This is a genomic window from Bradyrhizobium semiaridum, from assembly GCF_020329505.1.
Taxonomy (GTDB): domain Bacteria; phylum Pseudomonadota; class Alphaproteobacteria; order Rhizobiales; family Xanthobacteraceae; genus Bradyrhizobium; species Bradyrhizobium semiaridum.
Window position 1 is genome coordinate 261,248 of sequence record NZ_JAGKJJ010000003.1, and the last position, 23,556, is coordinate 284,803.

Sequence of the window (23,556 nt, forward strand, 5' to 3'; positions counted from 1 at the left end):
GCATCACTCAAGAGGCGGCGCCAGCGCGCCGAACATGATGATCGCAGCCGTGGTGGCGGCAGGCGCGTCGGCAAGCTGCGCCACGAGCCCCGCGATCGTGGTGCGCACCAGTTTCTGATCGGCATGGCCGAGCTGCTCGGCCAGCACCGCCGGCGTATCGGGGGCAAGGCCGTGCGCGATCAGTTGTGCGGCGAGCGCCGGAAAGGTACGCCGGCCCATATAGACGACCGTCGTCGCTTCAGGGTCGGCCAGTGCCGCCCAATTCAGGTTCACCGGCAATCCGCCGGTGACGTCAGCTCCGGTCACGAACTGGACCCGGCGCGAGGTCAGGCGCCGCGTCAGCGGAATGCCGGCCTGCGCAGCCGCAACGCAGGCCGAGGTGACACCCGGAATGATCTCGTAGCCGATGCCTGCCGCGCGCAGCGCCTCGATCTCCTCTTCGAGCCGTCCAAAAATTCCGGCATCGCCGGATTTCAGGCGCACCACGCGCATGCCGGTCGCGGCATAGTCGACCAACAACCGGTTGACATGCTGCTGCCGCGCCGACGGGCGGCCGGCGCGCTTGCCGACCGCGACGAGATTGGCGCCGGCGCGGGCGAGATCGAGGATCGGGCCCGAGGCAAGGTCGTCGTAGAGCACGACGTCGGCCGCGCCGAGCCGCGCAGCGCCTTTCACCGTCAGCAGCTCGGGATCGCCGGGACCGGCCGAGACGAAGGAGACAAGACCGCTCACCGATCCTCCGCAATCAGATGGAAGAATGTTCCCGTCGCAAGACCGCGCCGCGAGCCGGTCTCCGCGACAACAGCACCCGTCGCGTCGCGAACGGTTGCGAGCGGCGTGTCGGGCTGCGCCAGAATCGTCGAGTAATGGAATTCGTGGCCGCGCAGGCGCGCGCCCGCGCTGTGCCCGGGCATCGCGGCGGCAAGCTCGGCGAGCCGATAGCCGAGATGCATGCGGCGCTTGGCATAGCTGGTCTCGAGGCCGAGCAATCCCGCCATCTGATGCCGCACCCCGTCGGCATCGGTCAGGGCGCTGCCCAGCACCATGTAGCCGCCGCATTCGCCATGCACCGGCCGTGTCCCGGCAAAGCCGCGCAGCCCGCCGAGGAAACGCGAATTGGCGGCAAGCTGGCCGGCATGCAGTTCGGGATAGCCGCCGGGCAGCCAGCACACGTCGGCATGCGCATCGGGGCCTTCGTCGGCGAGCGGCGAGAAGGTCACAATCTCGGCGCCGGCGCTGCGCCAGCCTTCCAGCATGTGCGGATAGACGAAGGAGAATGCGGCGTCGCGCGCCAGCGCGATGCGCTGTCCGGGCGGCGTGACGCCGGGGCCACCCGCGGCCGCGTGCGGCGACCAGGCGCGCGCCGATTGCAGCACCGCGTCGAGCTCGACATGCTCGGCGACGAAGCGCGCCGCCTCCGCGATAAGACTATCGACCTCGGCCTGCTCCTCCGCCTGCACCAGGCCAAGATGCCGCTTCGGCAGGCTGATCTCGGCGTGGCGCGGCAGCGCGCCGAACACGGCAATGTCAGCGTCCGCCATCGCACGGCGCACCAGATCCTCGTGCCGCGGACTGGCCACTCTATTCAGAATGACGCCGGCAAGCGTCACGCCGGCGCGGAAATCGCGCAGTCCCGCCGCGACCGCCGCCGCGGTTTGCGCCTGGCCGGAGGGATCGATCACCAGCAGCACGGGCCAGCCCATCATCTCGGCAATGTCGGCGGTGGCGCCGGTGCCGGACGCACCGCGCGCGGCGACGCCGTCGAACAGGCCCATCGAGCCCTCGGCGAGCACGAGATCGGCATCGGCACCGCGCCCCGCCAGCCGCGCGATTGCGTCGCGCCCCATCGCCCAGCTGTCGAGATTGACCGATGCGCGCCCCGTGGCGACGGCATGGAAAGCGGGATCGATATAGTCGGGCCCGCTCTTGAAGCACTGCACCTTGAGTCCGCGATCGCGATAGGCGCGGGCCAGCGCCAGCGTCAGCGTGGTCTTGCCGGCACCCGAGGCCGGCGCCGAGATCAAGAGTCCCGCCGTCATCGCGATGCATCCGGGAAGCGCGGTGCCGGACCCACGGGCCGGTAGCGGCGATCGTAGTCGGCCGCATAGAGCCGGCTCTCCGAAAATTCCTCCGCACCAAGCGTCCTGCCGACCAGAATGAGCGCGGTCCGCTCGAGCTCGGGGCCGATCGCGGCATCGAGCGTCGCCAGCGTGGCACGCACGATGCGCTGGTCCGGCCAGCTCGCGCGCCAGACGACGGCCACCGGGCAGTCCGGCCCGTAATGCGGCGTCAGCTCGGCAACGACCTTGTCCAAGAGATGGATCGACAGGTGGATCGCGAGCGCCGCGCCGGTCGCGGCGAAGGCAGCGAGCGTCTCGCCGTCGGGCATCGCGCTCGCCCTGCCCGGCGTGCGCGTCAGCACCACAGATTGCGCAAGGCCGGGCAGCGTCAGCTCGACCTCCAGCGCCGCCGCCGCCGCCGAGAAGGCCGGCACGCCGGGTGTGATCGAATAGGGAATTTCCAGCGCGCGCAGCCGGCGCAACTGCTCGCCCATCGCCGACCAGATCGAGAGATCGCCGGAATGCAGCCGCGCGACGTCCTTGCCCTCTGCATGCGCCGCCGCGATCTCCGCGATGATCGCATCGAGCGATAGTGGCGCGGTGTTGACGATGCGCGCGCCCGGTGGGCAATGCGCGAGGACCCCTTCCGGCACCAGCGAGCCGGCATAGAGGCAGACCGGGCACGCGGCGATCAGATCGCGGCCGCGCAAAGTCAGGAGGTCGGCAGCGCCGGGTCCCGCACCGATGAAATGCACCGTCATTCGCGGTCTCCTTCCGCGATCGCCGCGGTGGCCATCCGGTCCTGCGATATGGCGCGGGCCGCAATCAGCCGCGCGCCGCGGCCTGCGGCAGCAAGTGCCGTAGCCTCGGCGATCGAGCCCGTTCCGAACCTGACATCGATCAGCTCGGACTGCGTCGCCGTTTCTATTCCGGCCAGCATGACGGCCGGAACGCCGCAGATCGGCAGCCCTAATTCGCGCGCCAGCGAGGTCAGCGCCGGCGCATCGGCCTTGTCGTTCAGCGTTGCGATGGCCGCAAGGCCGCCAGCGCCCCCGGCCGCGTCGAGCGCGTCACGCAGCGATGCGGCGCTGGCATCGTGCCTGAATCCCACACCTGCCACCTTCATCGCACCACGCTCCATTGCACCACCGGCCGCGCCGCCTTCCATGAGCGATAGCGCCCCAGTTGATCCGCGTGAGCGATCTCGACCCGCATCAATTCGCCGCCATGGCGCTGCTGCAGATCGCAAAGCAGCGCTTCGGTTTCCAGCGTCACCGCGTGCGCCACCAGTCGCGTGCCCGGCACGATCTGCGACCAGAGGGTATCGAATAGTTCCATATCGAGGCCGCCACCGATGAACACCGCATCCGGCGCTGCGAGGCCCAATAGTGCATCGGGCGCCAGGCCCTTGATCACGATGATCCGGTGCGTTACGCCGAAACTCGCAGCATTGCTGCGGATATTGGCGGCGCGATCCTCACGCGCCTCGATGGCGGTGGCGGTCCCGCCACACAACGCCCATTCGATCGAGATCGAACCCGAGCCTGCGCCAACGTCCCACAACCTCTCGCCGGCGCGCGGTGCCAGCGCCGAGAGTGCGAGCGCGCGGATCGGCCGTTTTGTCACCTGCCCATCATGCGCGAACAGCGCGTCCGGAAGGCCCGAGCTCCGAGCCATTCCTTCCCCACCCCTCGCCTCCAGCGCGACCGCGACCAGATCGTTGTCCGGATCGGCCGTGTAGCTGTCAGCGCGCTGCTGCGCGATGTGTTCGCGCGGACCGCCAAGCGCGGAAAGGGTCCACATCGATGACGCTCCCCAGCCGCGTTCGCCGAGCCATTGCGCCAGGTCGCGCACCGCCTTGCCGTCGCGCAGCAGGCAAATGATCCGCACGCCGCTCGCCAGATGTTGCAACAGCCGTTCGAACGGCGCGGCATGCAGGCCGAGGCAAATGACATGTTCGAGGCGCCATCCCAAGCGCGCCGCCGCAAGCGAGAATGTCGACGGCGCGGGATACGCAATCCATTCGCCGGCCTCCAGCTGCTCCGCAAGCGCTCCGCCGGCGCCATGCCAGAACGGATCGCCGGACGCCAGCACCGCCGTGGGCCGGCCGCGGCAACTCAGCACGATGTTGGCATCGAATGGCACCGGCCAGGCGCGGCCGCGATCGCCGATGCCGGCCAGTGCGAGATGCCGTTCGCCGCCGAACACAGTCTCGGCTTCGCGCAGCACCTTTCGGCTTGCATCGGAGAGGCCGGCAAGGCCATCTTCGCCAATACCGATGATGCTCAACCACGGACTACCCATGATGCGCGCCCTGATCCTGGGCGGAACCACCGATGCCAATCAGCTGGCGGCCGCGATCGCGCGCGCTGGGATCGACGCGGTCTATTCCTATGGCGGACGCACCCGCGCGCCTGCCGGCCAGCCGCTGCCGACGCGCATCGGCGGCTTCGGCGGCATCGCGGGTCTCGTGGAGTATCTGCGCCGTGAGCGCATCACCCATGTGATCGACGCGACCCACCCTTTCGCGGCGGAGATGAGCCGCAACGCGGTGGCGGCGTGCGCGCAAACCGGAACGCCGCTGCTCGCGCTCGAACGCGCAGCGTGGATCAGGACCGCCGGCGACAATTGGATCGAAGTCGCCGACGTTATATCCGCTGTCGCGGCATTGCCGGAGCATCGCGCCAACGTGTTCCTGGCCATCGGCCGCCAACACGTCGCGCCGTTCGGCACGCGGCCGCAGCATGCCTACACGCTGCGGTTCGTCGATCCACCCGACGCGACGCTGCCGTTGCCCGAGGCCGACGTCATCGTCTCGCGCGGGCCGTTCACGCTCGACGACGAGGTTGCGATGCTGCGCACACGCGGCATCGCATGGATCGTCGCCCGCAATTCCGGCGGGACCGGCGCGCGCGCCAAAATCGATGCCGCTCGTGGGCTCGGCATCCCCGTCATCATGATTGACCGCCCCCATTTGCCGGAGCGGGCACGGGTTGAGAGCGTCGCCGATGTGATGCAGTGGCTCGGTCATCGCGCCTGCCTCGGCGCATAGACCCAGCGGCCGACCCGGCGCGTCGCCGAATTGCAGAGGATCACAAGCGTCCGCATGTCCGCCATCTCGGGCCGCGCCTCGCGCACCGCGATCGTTTCGATCCGCTGATCGGGCGTGCTGACCGCCCGCGCGAACACCATGAGGCGCTCGCCATAGCCTGCGTCGCGAAAGAGCTCGAGCGCGCGGGCAAATCCCTCGGACCGGCTCGCCGAGCGGGGATTGTACATCGCGATCGCGAAATCGGCCTCCGCCGCCAGCCGTAGCCGCCGCTCAATCACCGGCCACGGCTTCAGATTGTCCGAGAGATTGATCGCGCAGAAATCATGGCCGAGCGGCGCGCCGGCGCTCGCCGCGGCCGCCAGCATTGCCGTCACGCCAGGGAGGACGCGGATCGGCAGATCGTGCCGTTGCGGTGCCTGCTCGAGTGCCTCGAACACGGCAGAGGCCATCGCGAAGACGCCGGGATCGCCGGAGGATACCACGACGACGTTGCGCCCTTCGGACGCCAGCCGCAGCGCCTCGCCGGCGCGCTGCAGCTCGACGCGATTGTCCGACGCGTGCAGCGTCAACCCGTCGCGCGGGCGCACCCGCGCGACATAGGGCGCATAGCCGACGATATCGGTCGCACCCACGAGCGCGGCGGAGACTTCAGGCGTGATCAGCGCCTCGTCGCCCGGTCCCAGTCCCGCGATGGTCAGCGTACCCGTCATTCGGCGGCCTCCGCGCGCCGCCCCTGGCCGTGCACCAGCACGATCGCAAAGTACGGACACTCGGCCTCGCCGATCTCAGCGAGCCGGGCGACACGCTCGCCCGGCATGGTGCCGCGCTCGACCAGCCAGGCATCGTCGAGACGGCCGGCGGATGCCAGCGCACGGCGCACCTTCGCAAGGTTACGCCCGGTCTTCATGACGACCAGCGCGTCAGAGCCGCGTATCCGCCGCGCCAGCTCGGCCTCCGGCAGCGTCCCCATCAGCACCGTGGTGACGTCATCGCCGAGCGCGATCGGCCGGCCGACCGCATTCCAGCACCCTGCCATGCCGGGAATGCCGGCGATCACCTCGATCTCGACGGGCCCCTGCAACCGGGCATGAAGATGCATGAAGGAGCCGTAGAAATAGGGATCGCCCTCGCACAGCACGACGATGTCGATCGCGCCGGCCATCCGCGCCAGCCGCTCCGCCCATTCATCATAGAAGCCGGCGAGCAGCCGCGTGTATTCCGGATCGTCGAAGGCAATCTCCGTGGTGACCGGATATTCCATCGGATATTCGCTGACATCGGCCGCGAGCAATCCATCGACGATGCGGCGCGCCTGTCCGGGACGCCCTTTCTTGCGGAAATAGGCGACATGCTTGGCGGTGCGGATCGTGCGGTCGGCGCGCACGCTCATCAGGTCAGGATCGCCCGGGCCGAGGCCGCAGCAGATGATGCGTCCCATCCTATTCGCTCCGGCTCGCCAGCGCGTTGACGGCGGCAACCGTGATCGCCGAGCCGCCGAGCCGTCCTTCGACCGTCAGCGCCGGCGCCGGCGGATTGGCCAGCAGCGCGGCCTTCGACTCGGCCGCGCCGACGAAGCCGACCGGACAGCCGATGATCGCCGCTGGTCTCGGACAATCGCCTTCTTCCAGCATGTTGAGCAGGTGGAATAGCGCCGTCGGCGCATTGCCGATCGCGACGATCGCGCCGTCGAGATGCGGCCGCCACAACTCCAGCGCCGCAGCGGAACGGGTGTTGCGCATCGACTGCGCAAGCGCCGGCACTGTCGGGTCGCCGAGTGTGCAGATCACCGCATTGCCGGCCGGCAGCCGCGCGCGCGTGATTCCCTCCGACACCATGCGGGCGTCGCAGAGGATCGGCGCGCCGTTCTGCAGGGCGGCCCGCGCAACCGATGCCATATCAGGCGTGAAGCGGATATGCGCTTCGAGCCCCACCATGCCCGCGGCATGGATCATGCGGACGACCACCGGCTCCTCGTCGGGCGTGAAGCGGGCAAGATCGGCCTCGGCGCGAATGGTCGCGAAGGACTGCCGGTAGATTGCTGCGCCATCGGTTTCGTAGACGCGGGGCATCAATGCCCTCCCATCAGAACGGAGGGATTGGCGACGATGCCAGCGCCGCTCAGTCCACGCATCACGGGCGCATCCCGCGTCGAGCCGTGACGAACGAGATCGAATCCGTCGCGCGTCGCAACAAGCGTGATGTCAGCCGAAGCGGAATGGGCGCAGCCCTTGGCGCAGCCGGAGACGTGCAGGCGCGCATCGGAAGGAACATGCGGTGCAAGCGCAGCTGCCAGCGCACGCGTATCAGCATGCGCCTCGCTGCAGCGCGGCGCGCCGCTGCAGGCGATCACGCGCAGTGCCGGATCATCGGCCCGCATGATCAGCCCGACGCCGTCAGGCATCTCGCGCATCCCCTCGGCGAGCAGCATCCGCCATGGTGTGAGCCGCAGGGCTTCCGCGCGAACGGCGAGTTCGCCGAGCGTTCGATGCTGCACCTGCCCGAATGCGACGGCGACCATCGCACCTTCGCGGCGAAGACCGGGAGCCGGATCGGCCGATCGGCGCGCCGGCTCGGCGCGACCACGAAGCGCCTCCGGCAGACAGGCTCCAGCTGCGAGATGCGTTTTCATGCGCCGTCGTTCGACTCCGCCGGAGGCGACGAACCATTCGGACAGCGCGAGCGCAATCGGCACGGCTTCGCTGCGCGTGACCGCACGGCCGTGCGTCGCACCATCGGCACGCACCAGCAGGCCTCCCCCGCCATCGCGCTCGATCCGGACATCGGCGGAGGCACCGGCAAGCACGCGCTGGTCACCATCATCGACGGCAAAGCCGAATTTGGTCGGGAGTTCGAAAGCCGCGCCGGACAGCGCCTTCTCAAGCTCGGCTGCGAGCGACGGGCTCTCATCGCCCGTGCTCCAGAACGGCGTCACCAGCACGTTACGCCGCGCCTCGCTGTCCGAATCCGGATCGAGCAGATCGAGCCGCGCAAGCCCATCGATCAGAGAGGGATAGCCCTGCTCGCTGACGCCGCGAATCTGCAGATTGGCGCGGCTGGTCAGATCGATCAGGCCGCTGCCGTAGCTCTCCGACAATTCGGCGACCCCTGCCGCTTGCGATGCATCGAGCCGTCCGCCACGCGGGCGAATACGCACCACGAGCCCGTCGCCCGACCGCATCGGCCGCAGCGCGCCGGGACACCAGCCCTTGACCGCGACCGCGCTCATGAGGCCTCCTGCAACGCGGATGCGATCGAATTGCGCCGCGTCCTCCAGAGCGCGGCTTCATGCAATCGGGCGAAGCATGTTTCCATCGCGGCGAGCGCCGCCGGATTTTCGCGTGCCAGGAATGCACGAACCTGGTCATTCCCCAGCGTCGCGTCGTAGTAGAGATCGAACAGATGCGGCGGCACGGCGCCGGCAAGATGCGCGAACGCCGCCATGTGCTCGAGCGTTGCGGTAACCTCGGCGGCACCGCGAAAGCCGTGGCGCATCATGCCGGCGATCCATGCCGGATTGGCGGCGCGCGCGCGCACCACGCGCGAGATTTCCTCGGGTAACGCGCGCGCACGCGGCTGGTCCGGCCGCGTCGAATCGAGGTGATAGAGCGACGGCGGCCTCACACCGAGGCGCCCGGCGGCCGCCGCGATGCCGGCCTGATGCGCGGCATAATCCGCCGCCAGCAACAGGTCAGTCTCCGGCAAGTCCTGGGTATGGACAAAGCTGTCGGCCGCAGCGAGCCTTGCCTCGATGCCGGCGCGGTCGGGCCGCATCTCGCCGTCGGATGCAAAGGCCCACGACGATGCGGAGAGCCAGGCTTCGCCGGCCGCGTCGCGTGAGTCTTGCGTGAAGACATCGGATGTCGCAGCGATGCCGGCGCCATATTCGCCGGGGCGGGGCCCGAACACGCGCGAGACCTGTAGTAGATAGGGATTTTCGTCCGCTTCCTCGCTGCGTTCGGACAGCGCTTCGGTGGCCGCCTCGAACAGTTGGGCGAGACCGGAAAACACATCGCGGAACAGGCCGGACACGCGCAGCGTGACGTCGATGCGGGGGCGGCCGAGCTCCGCCGGCGCAATGATGTCGTAGCCTGACACCCGGCCCGAGCCGTGATCCCAGCGCGGCGCGACGCCCGCGAGATGCAGCGCCATCGCAAAATCCTCGCCGGCGGTGCGCATCGTCGATGAGCCCCAGAGATCAACGACGAGGCCTTTGGGCCAGTCGCCGTGATCCTGCAAGTGACGGCGCAGCAGCTCCCCGGCGAGCTTGACGCCTTGCGCATGCGCCGACGGCGTCGGCACTGCGCGCGGATCGACGGCGAACAGATTGCGCCCGGTCGGCAGCACGTCGCTGCGCCCGCGATACGGCGAGCCCGATGGCCCCGGCGCCACGCGCTTTCCCGACAGCGCGTCGGCCAGCGCGCACCTTTCCGCAGCGCCGCAAGCGCCCTGCCCGAACACGTGCAAGCCGTCGCCGAACTGGCTCTCCTTGAGATCGCAGACGAAGCGATCGATCTGCGGGATAGCTTCGGTTGTGGAAGCCGATGCCGCGAGGCCGAGATCGTCCTCCACCCCGGCGATGCGCGCCTCGTCGCGGATATCGGCGATCAGGCGCTGGCGTCGCGCGGGATCGAGCCCGTCCGCGGTCGAGTATTCGTCCAGCAACTGCTCGAGCCGGCGCAGGCCGTCGGGCAACACCGCCTGCGCCAGCGCCGGCGGCAGATGGCCGATCGTCACGGCGCCGATTCGCCGCTTGGCCTGCGCCGCCTCGCCGGGATCGTTGACGATGAAGGGATAGATGACAGGCACGTCGCCGATCAGCGCCTCCGGCCAGCAGCACGGCGACAGCGCGACCGATTTGCCGGGTAGCCATTCCAGCGTGCCGTGCGCGCCGATGTGGACGACGGCATCGACGCGCTGCTGCCTGAGCCAGAGGTAGAACGCGACATAGGCATGGCGCGGCGTGCGCAAGAGATCATGATAATCGGCATCGCGCTGCCGTGCGTCACCGCGCTCCGGCTGGACCGCGATGATCGACTTGCCACACCGGATCGCCGCGAAGCGGAACGCACCGTCACGACAATCAGGATCATCCTCCGGAGCACCCCATGTGGCGGCGAGATCGTCCCGTAGCTGTTGCGGAAGGCTCGACAGTGCCGTGCGATACTCCGCGACACTCCAGGTCAGCTTCTCTCGCAACAGCACGCCGCCCAACGGCTGTACCGGCGCGACGTCGAAACCTGCCGCGGCGAGATCGCCCAGCATCGCATCGACCGAGGCCAGCGCATCGAGCCCGACGGCATGTGCGATCTGGTGCGGACGGCCCGGATAATTCGAGAGTACGATCGCTAGCCGCTTCTGATGCGCCGGCTTGCCGGCCAGCCGATGCCAGGCCGCGACCCGCGCGGTCACCGCCGCGACGCGCTCGCCGTCCGGCTGGTGCGCGAGGTGCGCGAATTGCAGATCGGGATCGCGCTCGGCTGCCGACTTGAAGCTCACAACGCCCGCGAATAGCCGGCCGTCTACCTCGGGCAGCACCACATGCATCGCCAGATCGCCAGGCGACAGGCCGCGCAGCGACCCGGCCCAATGCTCGCGCCGCGCGGTCGACAAGGCGACCTGGAACACCGGGCATGATGCGAAATCAAACGGCGTCGTGCCGTCGTCGCCGCCCGCGGAGAATGCGGTCGCGTTGACGACGACCGCAGGCGGAAACTGGGCGAAATGGGTTCGGAACCAATCGGCGACGCCTGCTGCCTTCAGCGAGGTGACGAACACCCCGCACGCAGCAAAGCCCTTGCTGCGCAACGCGTCGATCAGCGCGTCGACCGGCGCCGTGTCACCCGCCGCGAGATAGGAGCGATAGAAGGTGATTAGCGCTAGCGGGCGCCCATCTGATTCCGGCGGCGCGACGACGCCGCGTTGCGGATCGTAGCAGCCGATCTCAGGAAGATCGAACTCGCCTGTAACGGGCCCGGCATAGAGCCCGGACGCCAGCGCCAACTGCGCGATCACGGCTTGCGCGGCGACCGGGCCGCCCTTGTCGCACAGCGCCTTCAAGCGCCGCAGTGTCGATACTGGCAATGTCGAGTAGTCATCGAGCCGCAGATCGTCGCGGCCGTCAGCCGGCAGCACCACCAGCGCGATGTTGCGTTCCTTCGCTAGCCGATGCAGTGCTGCCAGCCCGTAAGGCCAATAGGTTTCGCCGCCGATCAGCCGCACCAGAATGCCGCGCGCATGCGAGGCCGTCCGTTCGACGTAGGTGTCCACCGACAGCGGGTGACGCAGCTCCGCGAGATTGGCGAGCCGCAGTGATGGCAACGCGTGGCGGCCGCGTCGCCAGCCGGCCGCGAACGCCGCGAGATCGCTGTCGGAAAACGACAGCACCACGAGATCGGCCGGATCCTGGCCGAGGTCCCTTGGCGTCGCGGTCTCCTCGAGACCGCGGCTCTCGCGGAAGACGACGTGCATCAGACACCAAGCCGCGCCCGGATCGCAGCCTCATCAATATCGCCGTGCTCGCCGATCACGACCAGCTTCGACCGCCTGGGACGCGCGCCCCATGGCGTGTCGAACTGATGGCGCACCCGTTCGCCGACCGACTGCATCAATAGCCGCATCGGCTTGCCCGCGACCGCGATATAGCCCTTGGCACGCAGCACGTTCTGCTCGCGCGCCAGGCCCTTGATCGACGCGACCAGCGCCTCGACATCCGCGATCTCGGGCAGATCGATCACCACCGAATTGAAATCGTTGTGCTCGTGCTCATCCTCGCCGTCGTGGTGCGACGGACGCGATGCGAGGTCGTCCTCCGCCGCCGCCTCCAATCCCAGGATCACGCGGGCGTCGATGGCGCCGTCGACGACCGGCAGCATCGGCACCTGCCGTGGCATCTCGGCCTCGATCGCGAGCTTTGCTGCGTCCAGCCCCTGCGCGCCCGCGAGGTCCGCCTTGGTCAGCAAAACGATGTCGGCGCAGGCGATCTGGTCCTCGAACACTTCCGACAATGGCGTCTCATGGTCGAGATTGTCGTCGGCCGCGCGCTGCGCATCGACCGCCGCTGGATCGGGCGCGAAGCGGCCGGCCGCGACGGCCTCGGCGTCGGCGAGCGCGATCACGCCATCGACGGTGATCCGGGAGCGGATCTCCGGCCAGTCGAACGCCTTCAACAGCGGCTTCGGCAGCGCGAGCCCCGATGTCTCGATCACGATGTGATCCGGCTTCACCGGGCGCGCCAGCAACTGCTCCATCGCCGGGATGAAATCGTCGGCGACGGTGCAGCAGATGCAGCCGTTGGCGAGCTCGACGACGTTCTCGGCCGGGCAATTGGCGTCGGCGCAGGACTTCAGGATCTCACCGTCGACGCCTTCGCTGCCGAACTCGTTGACCAGCACCGCGAGCTTGCGGCCGTTGGCGTTCCTGATCAAATGCTGGATCAGCGTCGTCTTGCCCGATCCGAGGAAGCCGGTGACGACGGTGACCGGCACCTTTGCGAGCGTGTTCATTCTGCAGCCTCCGGCACGACGGATAGAGGTGGGATGCGGGCAAGCGATTGCTTGCGGAAGATTTCGGGACGGCTGCGCCACGGCACGATGCCGTCGGGCGCCGCCGCATAGGCCACGCTGCCTGCGATCACATCCGCAGCATTGGCTGCGGACAGCCGGCCATAGACGTAGGACCAGCGCCCCGCCGCGCTGAGCGCGACCGAGCAGCCCTGGCTGCAGGCCGACAGGCATTCGATGGGAACCAGATTGACACCGTCTGGCACGCCGGCGTCACGAATCGCGGCATGCAGCGCTGCACCGGGCGCGACCTCGCCTTCGGCCAGGGTCTGGCCGGCGCGGCAGGTGATGCAGACATGAAGCGTAACGCTCATCGCCTTTTCCCAGATTGACGGCGGGAGGCGATGAGGCACACGAACCGGTGGACATAGGTTCGCACCCCGTCGCGGAACACCCCGTCCGCCGGTTCTCAAATCTGCGTTGGCAGGTCTCCCGGCTTGCGGAGCAGGGTTTCATCCCTTCGATGCCCGCCTTCCCGATCCCCTCAGGGAATCAGTGGCTTTGGACATCTCTCCGGTCACGGTCGCGGGGGCGGCTGCGCTTCCGGCCCAACCTCACGGGCCCTATCGCATTCCCTCTTCGCCTGTCATAGGACAGGAACCAACGCAGCCACACCATTCGTCCGCGGCACGGACTTGTCAAGCCAAAGGAACGTCATGACGTCAGAAGCAAATGTCGGCGCAGACGGCGCGGCCGACGCCGAGGCGCGTCACGCCGCCAAGATGGCGAAGAAGAAGGCTGCGCGCGACAAGATCATGGCGACGAAGAGCGGCGAAAAGGGACTGATCATCGTTCATACCGGCGCCGGCAAGGGAAAATCATCCTCCGCCTTCGGCATGATCGTGCGCTGCGTGGCGCATGGCTTTCCCTGCGCGGTGGTGCAATTCATCAAGGGCGCCTGGGACACCGGCGAGCGCCGCCTGCTCACCGGGCATTTCGGCGATCTCTGTCAGTTCCATGCCATGGGCGAAGGCTTTACCTGGGAGACGCAGGACCGCGCCCGCGACATCGCGGCGGCGCAGGCCGGTTGGGAGAAAGCCAAGGAGCTGATCGCAGACCCGAGCCTGCGCATGGTCGTGCTTGACGAGATCAACATCGCGCTGCGCTACGATTACCTCGCAATATCGGACGTCGTCGATTTCCTGACCAACTCGAAACCGCCGATGACGCATGTCGTGCTGACCGGACGCAACGCCAAGGACGAGCTGATCGAGATCGCCGATCTCGTCACCGAGATGACGCTGGTGAAGCATCCGTTCCGCTCCGGCATCAAGGCGCAGCCGGGCGTCGAGTTCTGAGCGGATCATGGCGCGCGCATTGATGATCCAGGGCGCCGGCTCGGACGTCGGCAAATCGCTCATCGTCGCCGGGCTCGCGCGCGCGGCGCGGCGGCGCGGCCTGCGCGTGCTGCCGTTCAAGCCGCAGAACATGTCGAACAATGCGGCGGTGACCGTCGACGGTGGCGAGATCGGCCGCGCGCAGGCGCTGCAGGCGCTGGCGGCCGGCGTCGAGCCGCACACCGACATGAACCCGGTGCTGCTGAAGCCGGAGAGCGATGTCGGCGCCCAGGTCATCGTGCACGGCAAGCGCGTCGCCACCGCTCGCGCGCGCGACTATGCCGCGATCAAACCCACATTGATGGGCGCGGTGCTGGAGAGTTTTGCGCGGCTGAAGCAGCGCGCCGATCTTGTGCTGGTCGAAGGCGCGGGCAGCCCCGCCGAGGTCAATCTGCGCAAGGCTGACATCGCCAATATGGGCTTTGCCCGCAGGGCCGATGTCCCCGTGGTGCTGGTCGGCGACATCGACCGCGGCGGCGTGATCGCGCAGCTCGTCGGCATCAAGACGGTGATCGATCCCGACGACGCCGCGATGATCGGGGGTTTCGTCATCAACAAGTTCCGCGGCGATCCCTCGCTGTTCGATGACGGCTACCGGCTGATCGAGGCGCGCACCGATTGGCGCGGCTTCGGCGTGCTGCCCTGGTTCGCGCACGCCGGCGAGTTGCCGGCCGAGGATGCACTCGGGCTCGGCGAATCGCGAAAGCCCGGCCAGTGCAAGGTCGCGTTCCTTGCACTGTCGCGGATCGCCAATTTTGACGATCTGGACCCTCTCAAGCTCGAGCCAACCGTCGACCTCGTGATGGTCCGTCCGGGCAACGCGATCCCGGGCGATGCGAAACTCGTCATCGTGCCGGGCTCGAAATCGACGCGCGGCGACCTCGCCTTCCTACGCGCACAGGGTTGGGACATCGATCTCCTGGCGCATCACCGCCGTGGCGGCCACGTGCTCGGCCTGTGCGGCGGTTACCAGATGCTCGGGCAGAGCGTCGCCGACCCCGACGGGATCGAAGGGCCCGCCGGCGAAACGCGCGGGCTCGGTCTGCTCGACGTCACCACGATCATGACGGAGCAAAAGACGCTGACGCGCGTCGCCGCCGTCCACGCCGCGACGGATCAGCCGATCAGCGCCTATGAAATCCATATCGGCAGGACCGACGGAGCGGATCGGGCGCGGCCGTTCGCCTTTGTCGGCGGTGCGCCGGAAGGCGCCAGCTCGGCAGACGGACGCGTTCACGGCAGCTATCTGCACGGCCTGTTCGCGTCGGACGAGTTTCGCAAGGCGTACCTCGCGCAACTCGACATTCCCGCAGCCGACCAGCCCTACGGTACGAGGGTCGAGCGCGCGCTCGATGCGCTTGCCGATCACATCGAGACGCATCTCGACGTCGACGGGCTTTTCGCGCTCGCCCGCTGAGCTTCAGCGCGCCAGCACCGCCGCAAGCCGCGACCATTCGCGCTCATCGCTGGGCAGACCGAGGCGCAACCATCCCGGCTGCTGCCCGAACACCCGCGACCAGATCCGGCCGCGCGCGAGCATCTCTTGCGCCGTCGGCGCGTCGCCGGTGTCGTAGAGCCGGAACAGCGGCGTGCCGCCGACCAGCGTCCAGCCCCGCGAGCGCACCGCCGCATCGAGCAGGGCGGCATCGCGCACAAGGCGCGCCGCTGTCGCCCTCGTCCATTCGTCATCGCGCAACGCGCGCCGCCCGATCGCAATCGCCGGGCCGGATACAGGCCACGGCCCCGCCATTGCCGCCAGCGCTGCGATGTCTCCCTCGCTACCGAGCGCAAAGCCGAGCCGCAGCCCGGCTAAGCCATAGAATTTTCCGAACGAGCGCAGGATCACGAGCCCCGATCGTCCCGCCTCGCGTGCAAGCGACACGCCCGGAACGGCATCGGCAAAACTCTCGTCGACCACCAGCCGGCGCACGCGGGGCAACAGCCCTAGCAACTCACCCCGATCATGCTGCCGGCCATCTGGATTGTTCGGGTTGACGACCACTGCAAGATCGGCACCCGCGAGCGCCGCAAGATCGGAGACTTCGCTCACGTGCCAACTGGCGGCCGACAGAACCGCGGCGTATTCATTGTAGGTCGGTGCCAGGATGCGCGCGCGGCCGCGCGCCACCAGATGCGGCAGCAGCTGAATCGCGGCTTGCGCGCCCGCCAGCGCTATGATCGGCGCGGTGGTGGCGTAGGCGTGCCGCGCGGCATCGTGGAGCGCTTCAATGTCGGATCGGGAGGGCAGCGCGTTCCAGCCGTTCGGCTCGACATCGCGCACGGGGTAAGGCACCCGATTGATCCCCGTCGACAGATCGATCCAGTCCTCCGCGCAGCCGCCGAAACGTTGCCGGGCGACGTCGAGATTTCCGCCGTGCTCACGCATGCCCTGCTCCTTCACACGACGGCCAGCAATGCAAGGAGCGCGGCCAGCAGCAGCATCGCGCGGCGATAGAGCTTTAGCCCGCGGCCGATATCGGCGGCATCCGGATCGCGCGCGCCCGCGTTCAGCCATGGCTCGTCCGCCGTGCTGCCGTGATAAACGCGCGGGCCGCTGAGCCGCACGCCGAGCGCGCCGGCCATCGCCGCTTCCGGCCAGCCGGCATTCGGCGAGCGATGCCGCCTGGCGTCGCGCATCATGCACGCCGATGCCTGCGCAGGCGATGCAGCGAGCAGCACGAACAGCCCGCCGGTCAGGCGCGCCGGGATCAGATTGGCGAGATCGTCGATACGCGCAGCGGCCCAGCCAAAGGCTTCGTGCCGCTCGGTGCGATGGCCGATCATGGAGTCCAGCGTGTTGATCGCCTTGTAGCCGACGATGCCCGGCAACCCGAACAGCGCCCCCCAGAACACCGGCGCCACGATGCCATCGGACGCATTTTCGGCCAGACTCTCGATCGCCGCGCGCGCAATGCCGGCTTCATCGAGTGTGGCGGGATCACGCCCCACGATCTGTGATACCGCCGCACGCGCGCCGGCGATATCGCCGGATGCCAGCGGATCCGCGACCGCCGCGACGTGATCGTGCAGCGAGCGCGAGGCAACCAGCGGCCACGCCAGAATTCCCAGCAGGAAAACTCGCATCCATCCGGAGCCAAGCGCGGCCTGGATGGCCCAGGCGAGCGCAGCCGTCACCGCGATCACCAGAAGAGCTGCCCCAACACCGGCCACACGGCGCAACGCCGGCGGATCAGCGCTCCGGTTCCAACTCGTATCGATCGCGTTGACCAACCCGCCGAGCCAGGTCACGGGGTGGCCGATCCGCGCGAACAGCCAGCTCGGCCAGCCGATCAGGGCGTCCACCGCCATCGCCACCGCCATCGCTCCCGCAAAGACCACGCATACTTCTCCCGCCGCGATCCCCCTGATGCGCAAGACCCCGGCCAAGCGCAAGCCCCTCCACGTTCGATTTCGGCTTTGTCTTTCACGGCAATTGGTGGTTAGAGCGTTTTCGAGCGACGTGGATTCCGTTGGCGTAAATAAAATGCGCCAAGACGGGAGCCAGGGCGCAACAGGAGATCATGATGACCGTTATCCTGGTCACGGGCGGAGCGCGATCGGGAAAGAGCCGTCGCGCCGAGCTTCTTGCACGCGGCTTTGCGGGCCAGCCCGTTTACATCGCCACCGCCGAGGCGCTGGACGCGGAGATGGAGGTGCGCATCGCCGGCCACCGTGCGCGCCGCGGCCGCGACTGGCTCGAACGCGAGGTGTCGCTCGATCTCGTCGAAGCGCTGACCGCGACCGATGGCGGCGGCGCACGGCTGGTCGATTGCCTGACGCTGTGGCTGTCGAACCTGATGCACGCCGAGCGCGACTGGCCGCAGGAGATCGCGCGGCTTGCCGACGCGCTGCCGCGACAGAAGAGCCCCCTCGTCATGGTCACCAACGAGGTCGGCCTCGGCATCGTGCCCGACAACGCGCTGGCCCGCGCGTTTCGCGACGCCGCGGGTATGATGAACCAGACCATCGCCGCCGCCGCCGATACCGTGGAATTCGTGGTGGCGGGCTTGCCGATGAAGCTGAAATGAGCGTCACTGTGCTGCAGACGAGTCGAGGCTGATGGTCGCATTCGACGAGGCGTTTCGCCGGCAACTGCACGAACTGTTCGTGTGGCGCCGCGACGTGCGGCGCTTCCGCACCGACCCGCTGCCGCCGGGCACCATCGAGCAACTGATCGAGATCGCCTGCCTGTCGCCATCGGTCGGGTTGAGCCAACCCTGGCGATTCGTCATCGTCGAGGATGCGGTGCGCCGCCGCGCCGTGATCGACGATTTCAAATCCTGCAACGCCGATGCGCTGCGCTCCTATTCGGGCGAGCGCGCGGCGAAATATGCCACGCTGAAACTGTCGGGCCTCGCGGAGGCGCCCGGCCACGTCGCGGTCTTCGCCGACGCTTCAGGCGCGATCGGCTCTGGTCTTGGGCGCGCCACGATGCCCGAAACCGTCGACTATTCCGTGGTCGCCGCGATCTGCTCGATGTGGCTGGCGGCACGCGCCGAAGGCATCGGCCTCGGCTGGGTCTCGATCCTCAATCCGGCGCGCATTCACGACATCCTCGACGTCTCGCAGTCCTGGAAGTTCATCGGCTATCTCTGCATCGGTTATCCCGAGGCCGAGTGTGACCGGCCGGAGCTCGAGCAAGCCAAATGGGAATCGCGGCGAGGTTCGGGTGACTTCACGATCCGACGCTAATCCCGGCGCGCAGTGGCGCGCCGACATCGCCTCGCTGGTCTTTCCGGTCACAGGGCACGGCGCGATCTGTGCCGTGCATCGCGGCGCTTTCCGGACGCTGCTCGGCGTGGACCCAACGCCGGAGGATTGCCTCGTCTATTTCCAACGCTTTGAAATTGCATTCGAAGCTGCGGCACGCGCCAAGATCGCGCGCAAGCGGGTTGCGCCGGGCACCAATCTGCATCTTACCAGTCGCGACATCGCCCGAAAGCTGCTAGAAGCCGCTCAAGTCGAAGGTGGAGAACTGCCATGAGCCAGGCCCAGATCACGGAATCGCAAGTCACGCATCTGCCCGTCGCCGGACAGGTCGGTCGGCTTGCCCAGTCGCTGATGGCGATGGCGCTCGGCCTGTTGATCGTCGGCGTGGTCGGCTTCTCGCACATTGACGTCATCCACAACGCCGCGCACGACGTGCGCCATTCCAACGCATTCCCCTGCCACTGATCGTCAGGGCATGAGCACCTTTCGCGCGATCGTATTCTCGTCGGTCGTCGCCGGATTCATCGTCGGCCTTGTCGTCACCGCGGCCCAGCAATTCGGCACCGTCCCGCTGATCCTGAAGGCCGAGGTCTACGAGAAGGCTGCCGAGCATCGTCACGACGCGGCCGCGGCGCCGCAGATCATCCTGGTCCACGACCACGCCGAGCAGGCTCCCGGCGCACAGGCGTGGGAACCGCGCGACGGGCTGGAGCGCAATCTCTATACCGCGGGCGCAAATATTCTGACTGCGATCGGTTTTGCGCTGCTGCTCGGCGGCTTCCTTTCATTGCGCAGCGGCGCGACCGGTGTGCGGCCGTCCTGGCACGAAGGCCTGATGTGGGGGCTGGCTGGCTTTGCCGTGTTCACCATCGCTCCGGCGCTCGGCTTGCCGCCGGAGCTGCCAGGCGTTCCGGTCGCTCCGCTGCTCTCGCGTCAGATCTGGTGGGTGATCGCGGTGGCGGCGACGGCCGCCGGTCTTGGGCTGATCGTGTTCCGCCGCTCGATCCCGGCGGCGATCGCCGGCGTGGTGCTGATCATGCTGCCGCATCTGATCGGCGCGCCGGAGCTGGAGCACATCGAGACCAACGTGCCCTCGTCACTGTCGCATCAGTTCGTGGTCGCCGTCACGGTGACCAGCCTGATCTTCTGGTCGCTGCTGGGCAGCCTGACCAGTGCCGCGTTCGCCTGGTTCGATCGGCCGGCCTCAACCATTCGCGCCTGACAATCTCCGTTTGAAGAACGCCAGGATTTCATCGCGCGCCGCAATTGTCGGCTGGCCGGCCTCGTCGATCAGATGCACGGTCACCACGCTGTGCGGCGTCGTGACGAACTTGTCGAAGAACGGCGGGACGTCGCGGTTCGCCGCGTTGTCGGGCAGAACGCGCCCGACAAAGCGGTCGCCCAGCGCCTCGGCATAGGCTGCGAAGCGCTGCGCCATGCAGAACTTGTCGCCCTCGAAGCGATAGGCGAGCACGGTCAGGTCCTCGCGCTCGAGCCGTTCGCGGACCGCCTTGACCTCGTCCGGCGCGATCTCGATGCCGGCCGGATCGTTCAGCGGCAACGACGGCTGCGACAGCACCGGCGCCAGCATCGACGGCTCCAGCATCATGGTCAGCGCGAAATTGCCGGTAAAACACATGCCGATGGCGCCGACGCCGGGCCCGCCGCATTCGCCGTGCGCGAATCGCGCGAGCGCCCGCAGCCATTGCGTCACCGGACTGGACTGGTTCGCAGCCATCGCGCGAAATTCCGCGCTGACGCAAGCGCGCTGGAACACCGCGGCACCCTGCTCCGTGCCGGCCACGGCGCCGTCGCGGCCGAACAATGATGGCATGTAGACGGTGAAGCCGGCATCGCGAACCCAGCGGGCGAAGCGCGCGACATGCGGACTGATGCCTGGCATTTCCGCCATCACGATCACGGCGGGCCCCTGCCCTGCGACGTAAACAGCCTTGCCGACGCCATCGAGCGTGATCTCGCGGCGCGCGAAATCCTCCAGCGGATCGTCCTGGGTCATCGGCCGTGTCGGCATCGGCGGTTCTCCTTATCGGGATCGGCAGCGAAAGTTGCGATTTTCCGCTGCTCCGGCTAGTGTCAAAAATGACATTGTTCGCGGATTTCTTGACATGACCAAAGTCGCGGTGGTCGAGATCGAGGGTGGCCTCGCGTCGGGCGCCGCCATCACTTACGACGTGCTGGCAACGGCCAATCGGATCGGCACGGCCAAGCGCCCGCGCTTCGAGGTGACGACGCTGCGCTACGGGCCAAGACGACGCGACGGCCAATTGCGCGGCGCCGATCTCGTGATCGTCCCGGGCCTCGGATCGGCCTCCGCCGACGCGCTCGAGCGGAAGCTCGCAACACCTGCGTGTCTGCGCGCGCGCGACATGCTCGCGACGGCATTCGCCGACGGCGCCATGCTCGCCGCGTCCTGCGCCAGCAGCTTCCTGCTCGCGGAAACCGGGTTGCTCGACGGCCGGCGTGCGACCACCACATGGTGGTTGGCGCCGCTGTTCCGCCAACGCTACCCGAAGGTCGAACTCTTGACGGAGCGGATGGTGATCGCCGATTGGCCGATCGCAACCGCGGGCGCTGCCATGGCTCAGATGGACCTGATGCTCGCGGTGATCGCCCGCTTCGGCAGCCCAGGCCTCGCAAAGGGCTGCGCCAACTATCTGCTGCTGGACGAGCGGCATTCCCAGGTGCCGTTCATGGCGATCAACTATCTCGCCAGCCAGGATGCGAAGGTCGCCAGTGCCGAGAAGTGGGTGCGCAGCAATATCGCGCGCGACTTCACGATCAAAGATGTCGCCGACGCCGTCGCGCTGACAGCGCGGACATTTGCCAGGCGATTGGAGTCCACCTGCGGCGTCTCGCCGATCCAGTTCGTGCAGCGGATCAGGATCGAGACGGCGCGCGCGCTGCTCGAGACCACCCGCCTCTCGGTCGAACAGATCGCCCGCGAGGTCGGCTACGCCGAACCCTCGACGTTGCGCCGTTTGATCCGGCGCGACACACGGCACTCACCGCGGCACTTCCGGTCCGCTGGATGAAGCGCACGACAGGTCCGGGCACCGTTACTTCATCGGGCAGCCGAAGGCACGCCGCAGGAATGCCGGCGCGTCCTCCTCGACCGGCGTGCCGTGGGCCATCAGCACCTTTTGCATGGGCCAGGTCAGAGGGTTCGGCACCTCGCCGAGATAGGCATCGCCCGGCTGTCGCGCCCGCCCGCTGGTTCGAATTCCTTTACCATAAGTTGCCTGACAGTCCGCGCATGAGCGACCCGCGAGTTCCCCACTGGTCCAGGCGGTATCGCGCCGATCCCGCCTTGCCGCACAATTGCGCCAATCGGATTTACCCGGCCTTCAACGATCTGCTTGCAATGTTCGGCCGTGCACACAATTGACATCATCAAGCGGCCGACAATGGCGGAGCCGGATTGCGGGGAGTGCTCATCGGCGCTCGCTGATGATGCCGCGCGCCGGCCGCTAGTCGTGCATGATGCCGCAGACGCGCCGGTGTCGGCGATGGCGACATTGCGCGAGGCCGACTGGCTCACCCAGGACCGGGTCACCGCCTTCACCCGCGTCTTCCTCGTCCTGCTGGTCGGCTGCATCGCAAGCATTCCGTGGACCGTGCCGACGATGGCGGTTGGTCACGATTTTGCGGCGTTCTGGACCGCCGCGCGCCTCGCACTCGAGGGCCGCGCCGCCGATGCCTATGGAGACGCAGGCCGCGCCGCGGTTACCGCCCTGCTCGGTCAGAAGATCTTCGCGCCGTTCTTCTATCCGCCGACCGCGCTGTTGGTCTGTCTTCCTTTCGCGCTGCTGCCGTTCGCGGCGGCAGCGACGCTCTGGATCGCCGCGACCGGTGCAGCCTATGCGGCCGCCGTCAGGGCGATGCTGAAGGGCGGATCGATCGTTCCCGCGATCGCCTTCCCCGCCGCATGGGTCTGCGCGCTGTTCGGCCAGAACTCGCTGTTCTCGGCAGCCCTGCTCGGCGGAGCGGCCGTGATGCTGGATCGCACTCCGGTTGCCGCCGGCGCACTGCTCGGCTGCCTCACCTACAAGCCGCAGATCGCGCTGCTTGCACCGCTGGTGCTGCTCGTGACGCGGCGCTGGCGCGCGCTTGCCGCGGCAGTCGTAACGACGCTTGCGATGATAATGGCGGCGACCGCGCTGTTCGGGATCGATGCATGGATCGGATTCATCCGCGTGCTGCCCGAGGCCAGCGCGTGGAATATCGGCGGCGCGCCCGGCTTCGATAAATTCGCAAGTCCCTACGCCGCAGTCCGGCAGCTCGGCGGCTCGGGCGACCTCGCCTGGATCGTTCAGCTCGCGGCCGCCGCCGGCGCGGCCGGGATCCTCATCGCAACATTGAGGAAGCGGCCTGGCGGCGCAGCCGAGATCGCGCTGATGGCGGCGGCGACCGGCCTGTGCGTGCCGTTCTTCGGCAATTACGAGATGGTGATCCTGGCGATCCCGGGCGCCTGGCTGATCGCGCAGGCGATCGTGCAGGGCTGGCTGCCCTACGAACGCATCACGCTCGCGGCGCTCTATCTGACGCCGTTCGCCATGGTGCCCGCAGGCAGCAACAACGTACCGCTCGGACCGTTCGCCATCGCGGCGCTGATACTGCTGGTCGTCAGGCGCATCAGGCATTTGCACTTGTAGCCCGGATGAAGCGCAGCGAATCCGGGCTACGGGAAAATACACATTCGCATTTTCCGAATTCGTTCTTGACACCCACCCCAACTCAGATGTTCAATGTCGCCGTCTCACCCGATCGAGGGGCGCTGCGCATCGTCATTAGCGTCGGGTCGAGATGCGGTGGCCGCC

At 67.9% G+C, this 23,556-nt stretch carries 25 protein-coding genes and 1 riboswitch; of the genes, 10 read left to right on the plus strand and 15 right to left on the minus strand.

Features of this window, described 5'->3' with window-relative positions; translation table 11 throughout:
- Positions 1-3 precede the first annotated feature (3 nt).
- The 5 genes from cobA to cbiE are packed head-to-tail and all read right to left on the minus strand — an operon-like array spanning position 4 to position 4,364.
- Positions 4-732 (minus strand): uroporphyrinogen-III C-methyltransferase, encoded by a 729-nt coding sequence (gene cobA, locus J6500_RS05905; protein WP_225711731.1) that lies wholly within the window; start codon positions 730-732, stop codon positions 4-6.
- Positions 729-2,039, minus strand: coding sequence for a cobyrinic acid a,c-diamide synthase CobB (locus J6500_RS05910; RefSeq protein WP_225711732.1), 1,311 nt, complete (start codon positions 2,037-2,039; stop codon positions 729-731). The genes cobA and J6500_RS05910 overlap by 4 nt, the downstream gene beginning before the upstream one ends.
- Positions 2,036-2,821, minus strand: a complete 786-nt coding sequence (gene cobM, locus J6500_RS05915; protein WP_225711733.1) for a precorrin-4 C(11)-methyltransferase — start codon at positions 2,819-2,821, stop codon at positions 2,036-2,038. Before cobM ends, J6500_RS05910 begins: the two co-directional genes overlap by 4 nt.
- The gene (locus J6500_RS05920) at positions 2,818-3,186 is read right to left on the minus strand and encodes a cobalamin biosynthesis protein (protein ID WP_312018199.1); all 369 of its coding nucleotides are present in this window, start codon (positions 3,184-3,186) and stop codon (positions 2,818-2,820) included. Before J6500_RS05920 ends, cobM begins: the two co-directional genes overlap by 4 nt.
- A complete protein-coding gene (gene cbiE, locus J6500_RS05925; protein ID WP_225711735.1) occupies positions 3,183-4,364 on the minus strand; it encodes a precorrin-6y C5,15-methyltransferase (decarboxylating) subunit CbiE in 1,182 nt (393 codons plus the stop codon). The genes J6500_RS05920 and cbiE overlap by 4 nt, the downstream gene beginning before the upstream one ends.
- Here cbiE and J6500_RS05930 point away from each other — a divergent pair.
- Positions 4,363-5,112 carry a cobalt-precorrin-6A reductase gene (locus tag J6500_RS05930; RefSeq protein WP_225711736.1) on the plus strand — a complete coding sequence of 250 codons (750 nt, stop codon included), beginning with the start codon at positions 4,363-4,365 and terminating at the stop codon, positions 5,110-5,112. The two genes, cbiE and J6500_RS05930, sit on opposite strands and share 2 nt — an antisense overlap.
- On the opposite strand, the gene cobJ is transcribed toward J6500_RS05930, so the two are convergent.
- The 7 genes from cobJ to J6500_RS05965 are packed head-to-tail and all read right to left on the minus strand — an operon-like array spanning position 5,088 to position 12,985.
- Positions 5,088-5,822 carry a precorrin-3B C(17)-methyltransferase gene (cobJ, locus tag J6500_RS05935; protein WP_225711737.1) on the minus strand — a complete coding sequence of 245 codons (735 nt, stop codon included), beginning with the start codon at positions 5,820-5,822 and terminating at the stop codon, positions 5,088-5,090. The genes J6500_RS05930 and cobJ overlap by 25 nt on opposite strands.
- On the minus strand, positions 5,819-6,550 hold the full coding sequence (locus J6500_RS05940; protein WP_225711738.1) for a precorrin-2 C(20)-methyltransferase: 732 nt from the start codon (positions 6,548-6,550) through the stop codon (positions 5,819-5,821). The genes cobJ and J6500_RS05940 overlap by 4 nt, the downstream gene beginning before the upstream one ends.
- Position 6,551: 1 nt before the next feature.
- Positions 6,552-7,181 carry a precorrin-8X methylmutase gene (locus J6500_RS05945; protein ID WP_225711739.1) on the minus strand — a complete coding sequence of 210 codons (630 nt, stop codon included), beginning with the start codon at positions 7,179-7,181 and terminating at the stop codon, positions 6,552-6,554.
- On the minus strand, positions 7,181-8,338 hold the full coding sequence (gene cobG, locus J6500_RS05950) for a precorrin-3B synthase (RefSeq protein WP_225711740.1): 1,158 nt from the start codon (positions 8,336-8,338) through the stop codon (positions 7,181-7,183). The genes J6500_RS05945 and cobG overlap by 1 nt, the downstream gene beginning before the upstream one ends.
- Positions 8,335-11,580, minus strand: coding sequence for a cobaltochelatase subunit CobN (gene cobN, locus J6500_RS05955; protein ID WP_225711741.1), 3,246 nt, complete (start codon positions 11,578-11,580; stop codon positions 8,335-8,337). Before cobN ends, cobG begins: the two co-directional genes overlap by 4 nt.
- A complete protein-coding gene (gene cobW / locus J6500_RS05960) occupies positions 11,580-12,614 on the minus strand; it encodes a cobalamin biosynthesis protein CobW (RefSeq protein WP_225711742.1) in 1,035 nt (344 codons plus the stop codon). Before cobW ends, cobN begins: the two co-directional genes overlap by 1 nt.
- Positions 12,611-12,985 (minus strand): DUF1636 family protein, encoded by a 375-nt coding sequence (locus J6500_RS05965; RefSeq protein WP_225711743.1) that lies wholly within the window; start codon positions 12,983-12,985, stop codon positions 12,611-12,613. The genes cobW and J6500_RS05965 overlap by 4 nt, the downstream gene beginning before the upstream one ends.
- A gap of 91 nt (positions 12,986-13,076) precedes the next feature.
- Positions 13,077-13,291: riboswitch (cobalamin riboswitch) on the minus strand.
- A gap of 36 nt (positions 13,292-13,327) precedes the next feature.
- On the opposite strand from J6500_RS05965, the gene cobO reads away from it, so the two are divergent.
- Entirely contained in the window at positions 13,328-13,969 is a 642-nt protein-coding gene (gene cobO / locus J6500_RS05970; protein ID WP_225711744.1) for a cob(I)yrinic acid a,c-diamide adenosyltransferase, read from the plus strand.
- Between the two features lie 7 nt (positions 13,970-13,976).
- Entirely contained in the window at positions 13,977-15,425 is a 1,449-nt protein-coding gene (locus tag J6500_RS05975; RefSeq protein ID WP_225711745.1) for a cobyric acid synthase, read from the plus strand.
- Between the two features lie 3 nt (positions 15,426-15,428).
- On the opposite strand, the gene cobD is transcribed toward J6500_RS05975, so the two are convergent.
- Entirely contained in the window at positions 15,429-16,394 is a 966-nt protein-coding gene (gene cobD / locus J6500_RS05980; RefSeq protein ID WP_225711790.1) for a threonine-phosphate decarboxylase CobD, read from the minus strand.
- Positions 16,395-16,405: 11 nt separating this feature from the next.
- Positions 16,406-17,347: an adenosylcobinamide-phosphate synthase CbiB gene (gene cbiB, locus J6500_RS05985; protein ID WP_225711746.1), complete on the minus strand. Its 942-nt coding sequence runs from the start codon at positions 17,345-17,347 to the stop codon at positions 16,406-16,408.
- 185 nt (positions 17,348-17,532) lie between these two features.
- Between cbiB and cobU the strand changes: the two genes are divergently transcribed.
- From cobU to J6500_RS06010, 5 genes are read left to right on the plus strand one after another with little or no spacing between them, the layout of a single operon-like run.
- Positions 17,533-18,036 (plus strand): bifunctional adenosylcobinamide kinase/adenosylcobinamide-phosphate guanylyltransferase, encoded by a 504-nt coding sequence (cobU, locus tag J6500_RS05990; RefSeq protein ID WP_225711747.1) that lies wholly within the window; start codon positions 17,533-17,535, stop codon positions 18,034-18,036.
- A 31-nt stretch (positions 18,037-18,067) separates the two neighbouring features.
- A complete protein-coding gene (gene bluB, locus J6500_RS05995; RefSeq protein ID WP_225711748.1) occupies positions 18,068-18,700 on the plus strand; it encodes a 5,6-dimethylbenzimidazole synthase in 633 nt (210 codons plus the stop codon).
- Positions 18,678-18,992, plus strand: coding sequence for a hypothetical protein (locus J6500_RS06000; protein WP_225711749.1), 315 nt, complete (start codon positions 18,678-18,680; stop codon positions 18,990-18,992). Before bluB ends, J6500_RS06000 begins: the two co-directional genes overlap by 23 nt.
- Positions 18,989-19,183 (plus strand): CbtB domain-containing protein, encoded by a 195-nt coding sequence (locus J6500_RS06005; RefSeq protein WP_225711750.1) that lies wholly within the window; start codon positions 18,989-18,991, stop codon positions 19,181-19,183. The genes J6500_RS06000 and J6500_RS06005 overlap by 4 nt, the downstream gene beginning before the upstream one ends.
- Before the next feature lie 10 nt (positions 19,184-19,193).
- Positions 19,194-19,940 carry a CbtA family protein gene (locus J6500_RS06010; protein ID WP_225711751.1) on the plus strand — a complete coding sequence of 249 codons (747 nt, stop codon included), beginning with the start codon at positions 19,194-19,196 and terminating at the stop codon, positions 19,938-19,940.
- Here J6500_RS06010 and J6500_RS06015 read toward each other — a convergent pair.
- On the minus strand, positions 19,923-20,750 hold the full coding sequence (locus J6500_RS06015; protein WP_225711752.1) for a dienelactone hydrolase family protein: 828 nt from the start codon (positions 20,748-20,750) through the stop codon (positions 19,923-19,925). The two genes, J6500_RS06010 and J6500_RS06015, sit on opposite strands and share 18 nt — an antisense overlap.
- A gap of 94 nt (positions 20,751-20,844) precedes the next feature.
- Here J6500_RS06015 and J6500_RS06020 point away from each other — a divergent pair, with 94 nt between their 5' ends.
- Both J6500_RS06020 and J6500_RS06025 read left to right on the plus strand, forming a co-directional pair.
- Entirely contained in the window at positions 20,845-21,771 is a 927-nt protein-coding gene (locus tag J6500_RS06020) for a GlxA family transcriptional regulator (RefSeq protein ID WP_225711753.1), read from the plus strand.
- Between the two features lie 441 nt (positions 21,772-22,212).
- Complete coding sequence (locus tag J6500_RS06025) at positions 22,213-23,391, plus strand: glycosyltransferase family 87 protein (protein ID WP_225711754.1); 1,179 nt, start codon at positions 22,213-22,215, stop codon at positions 23,389-23,391.
- Positions 23,392-23,556 lie beyond the last annotated feature (165 nt).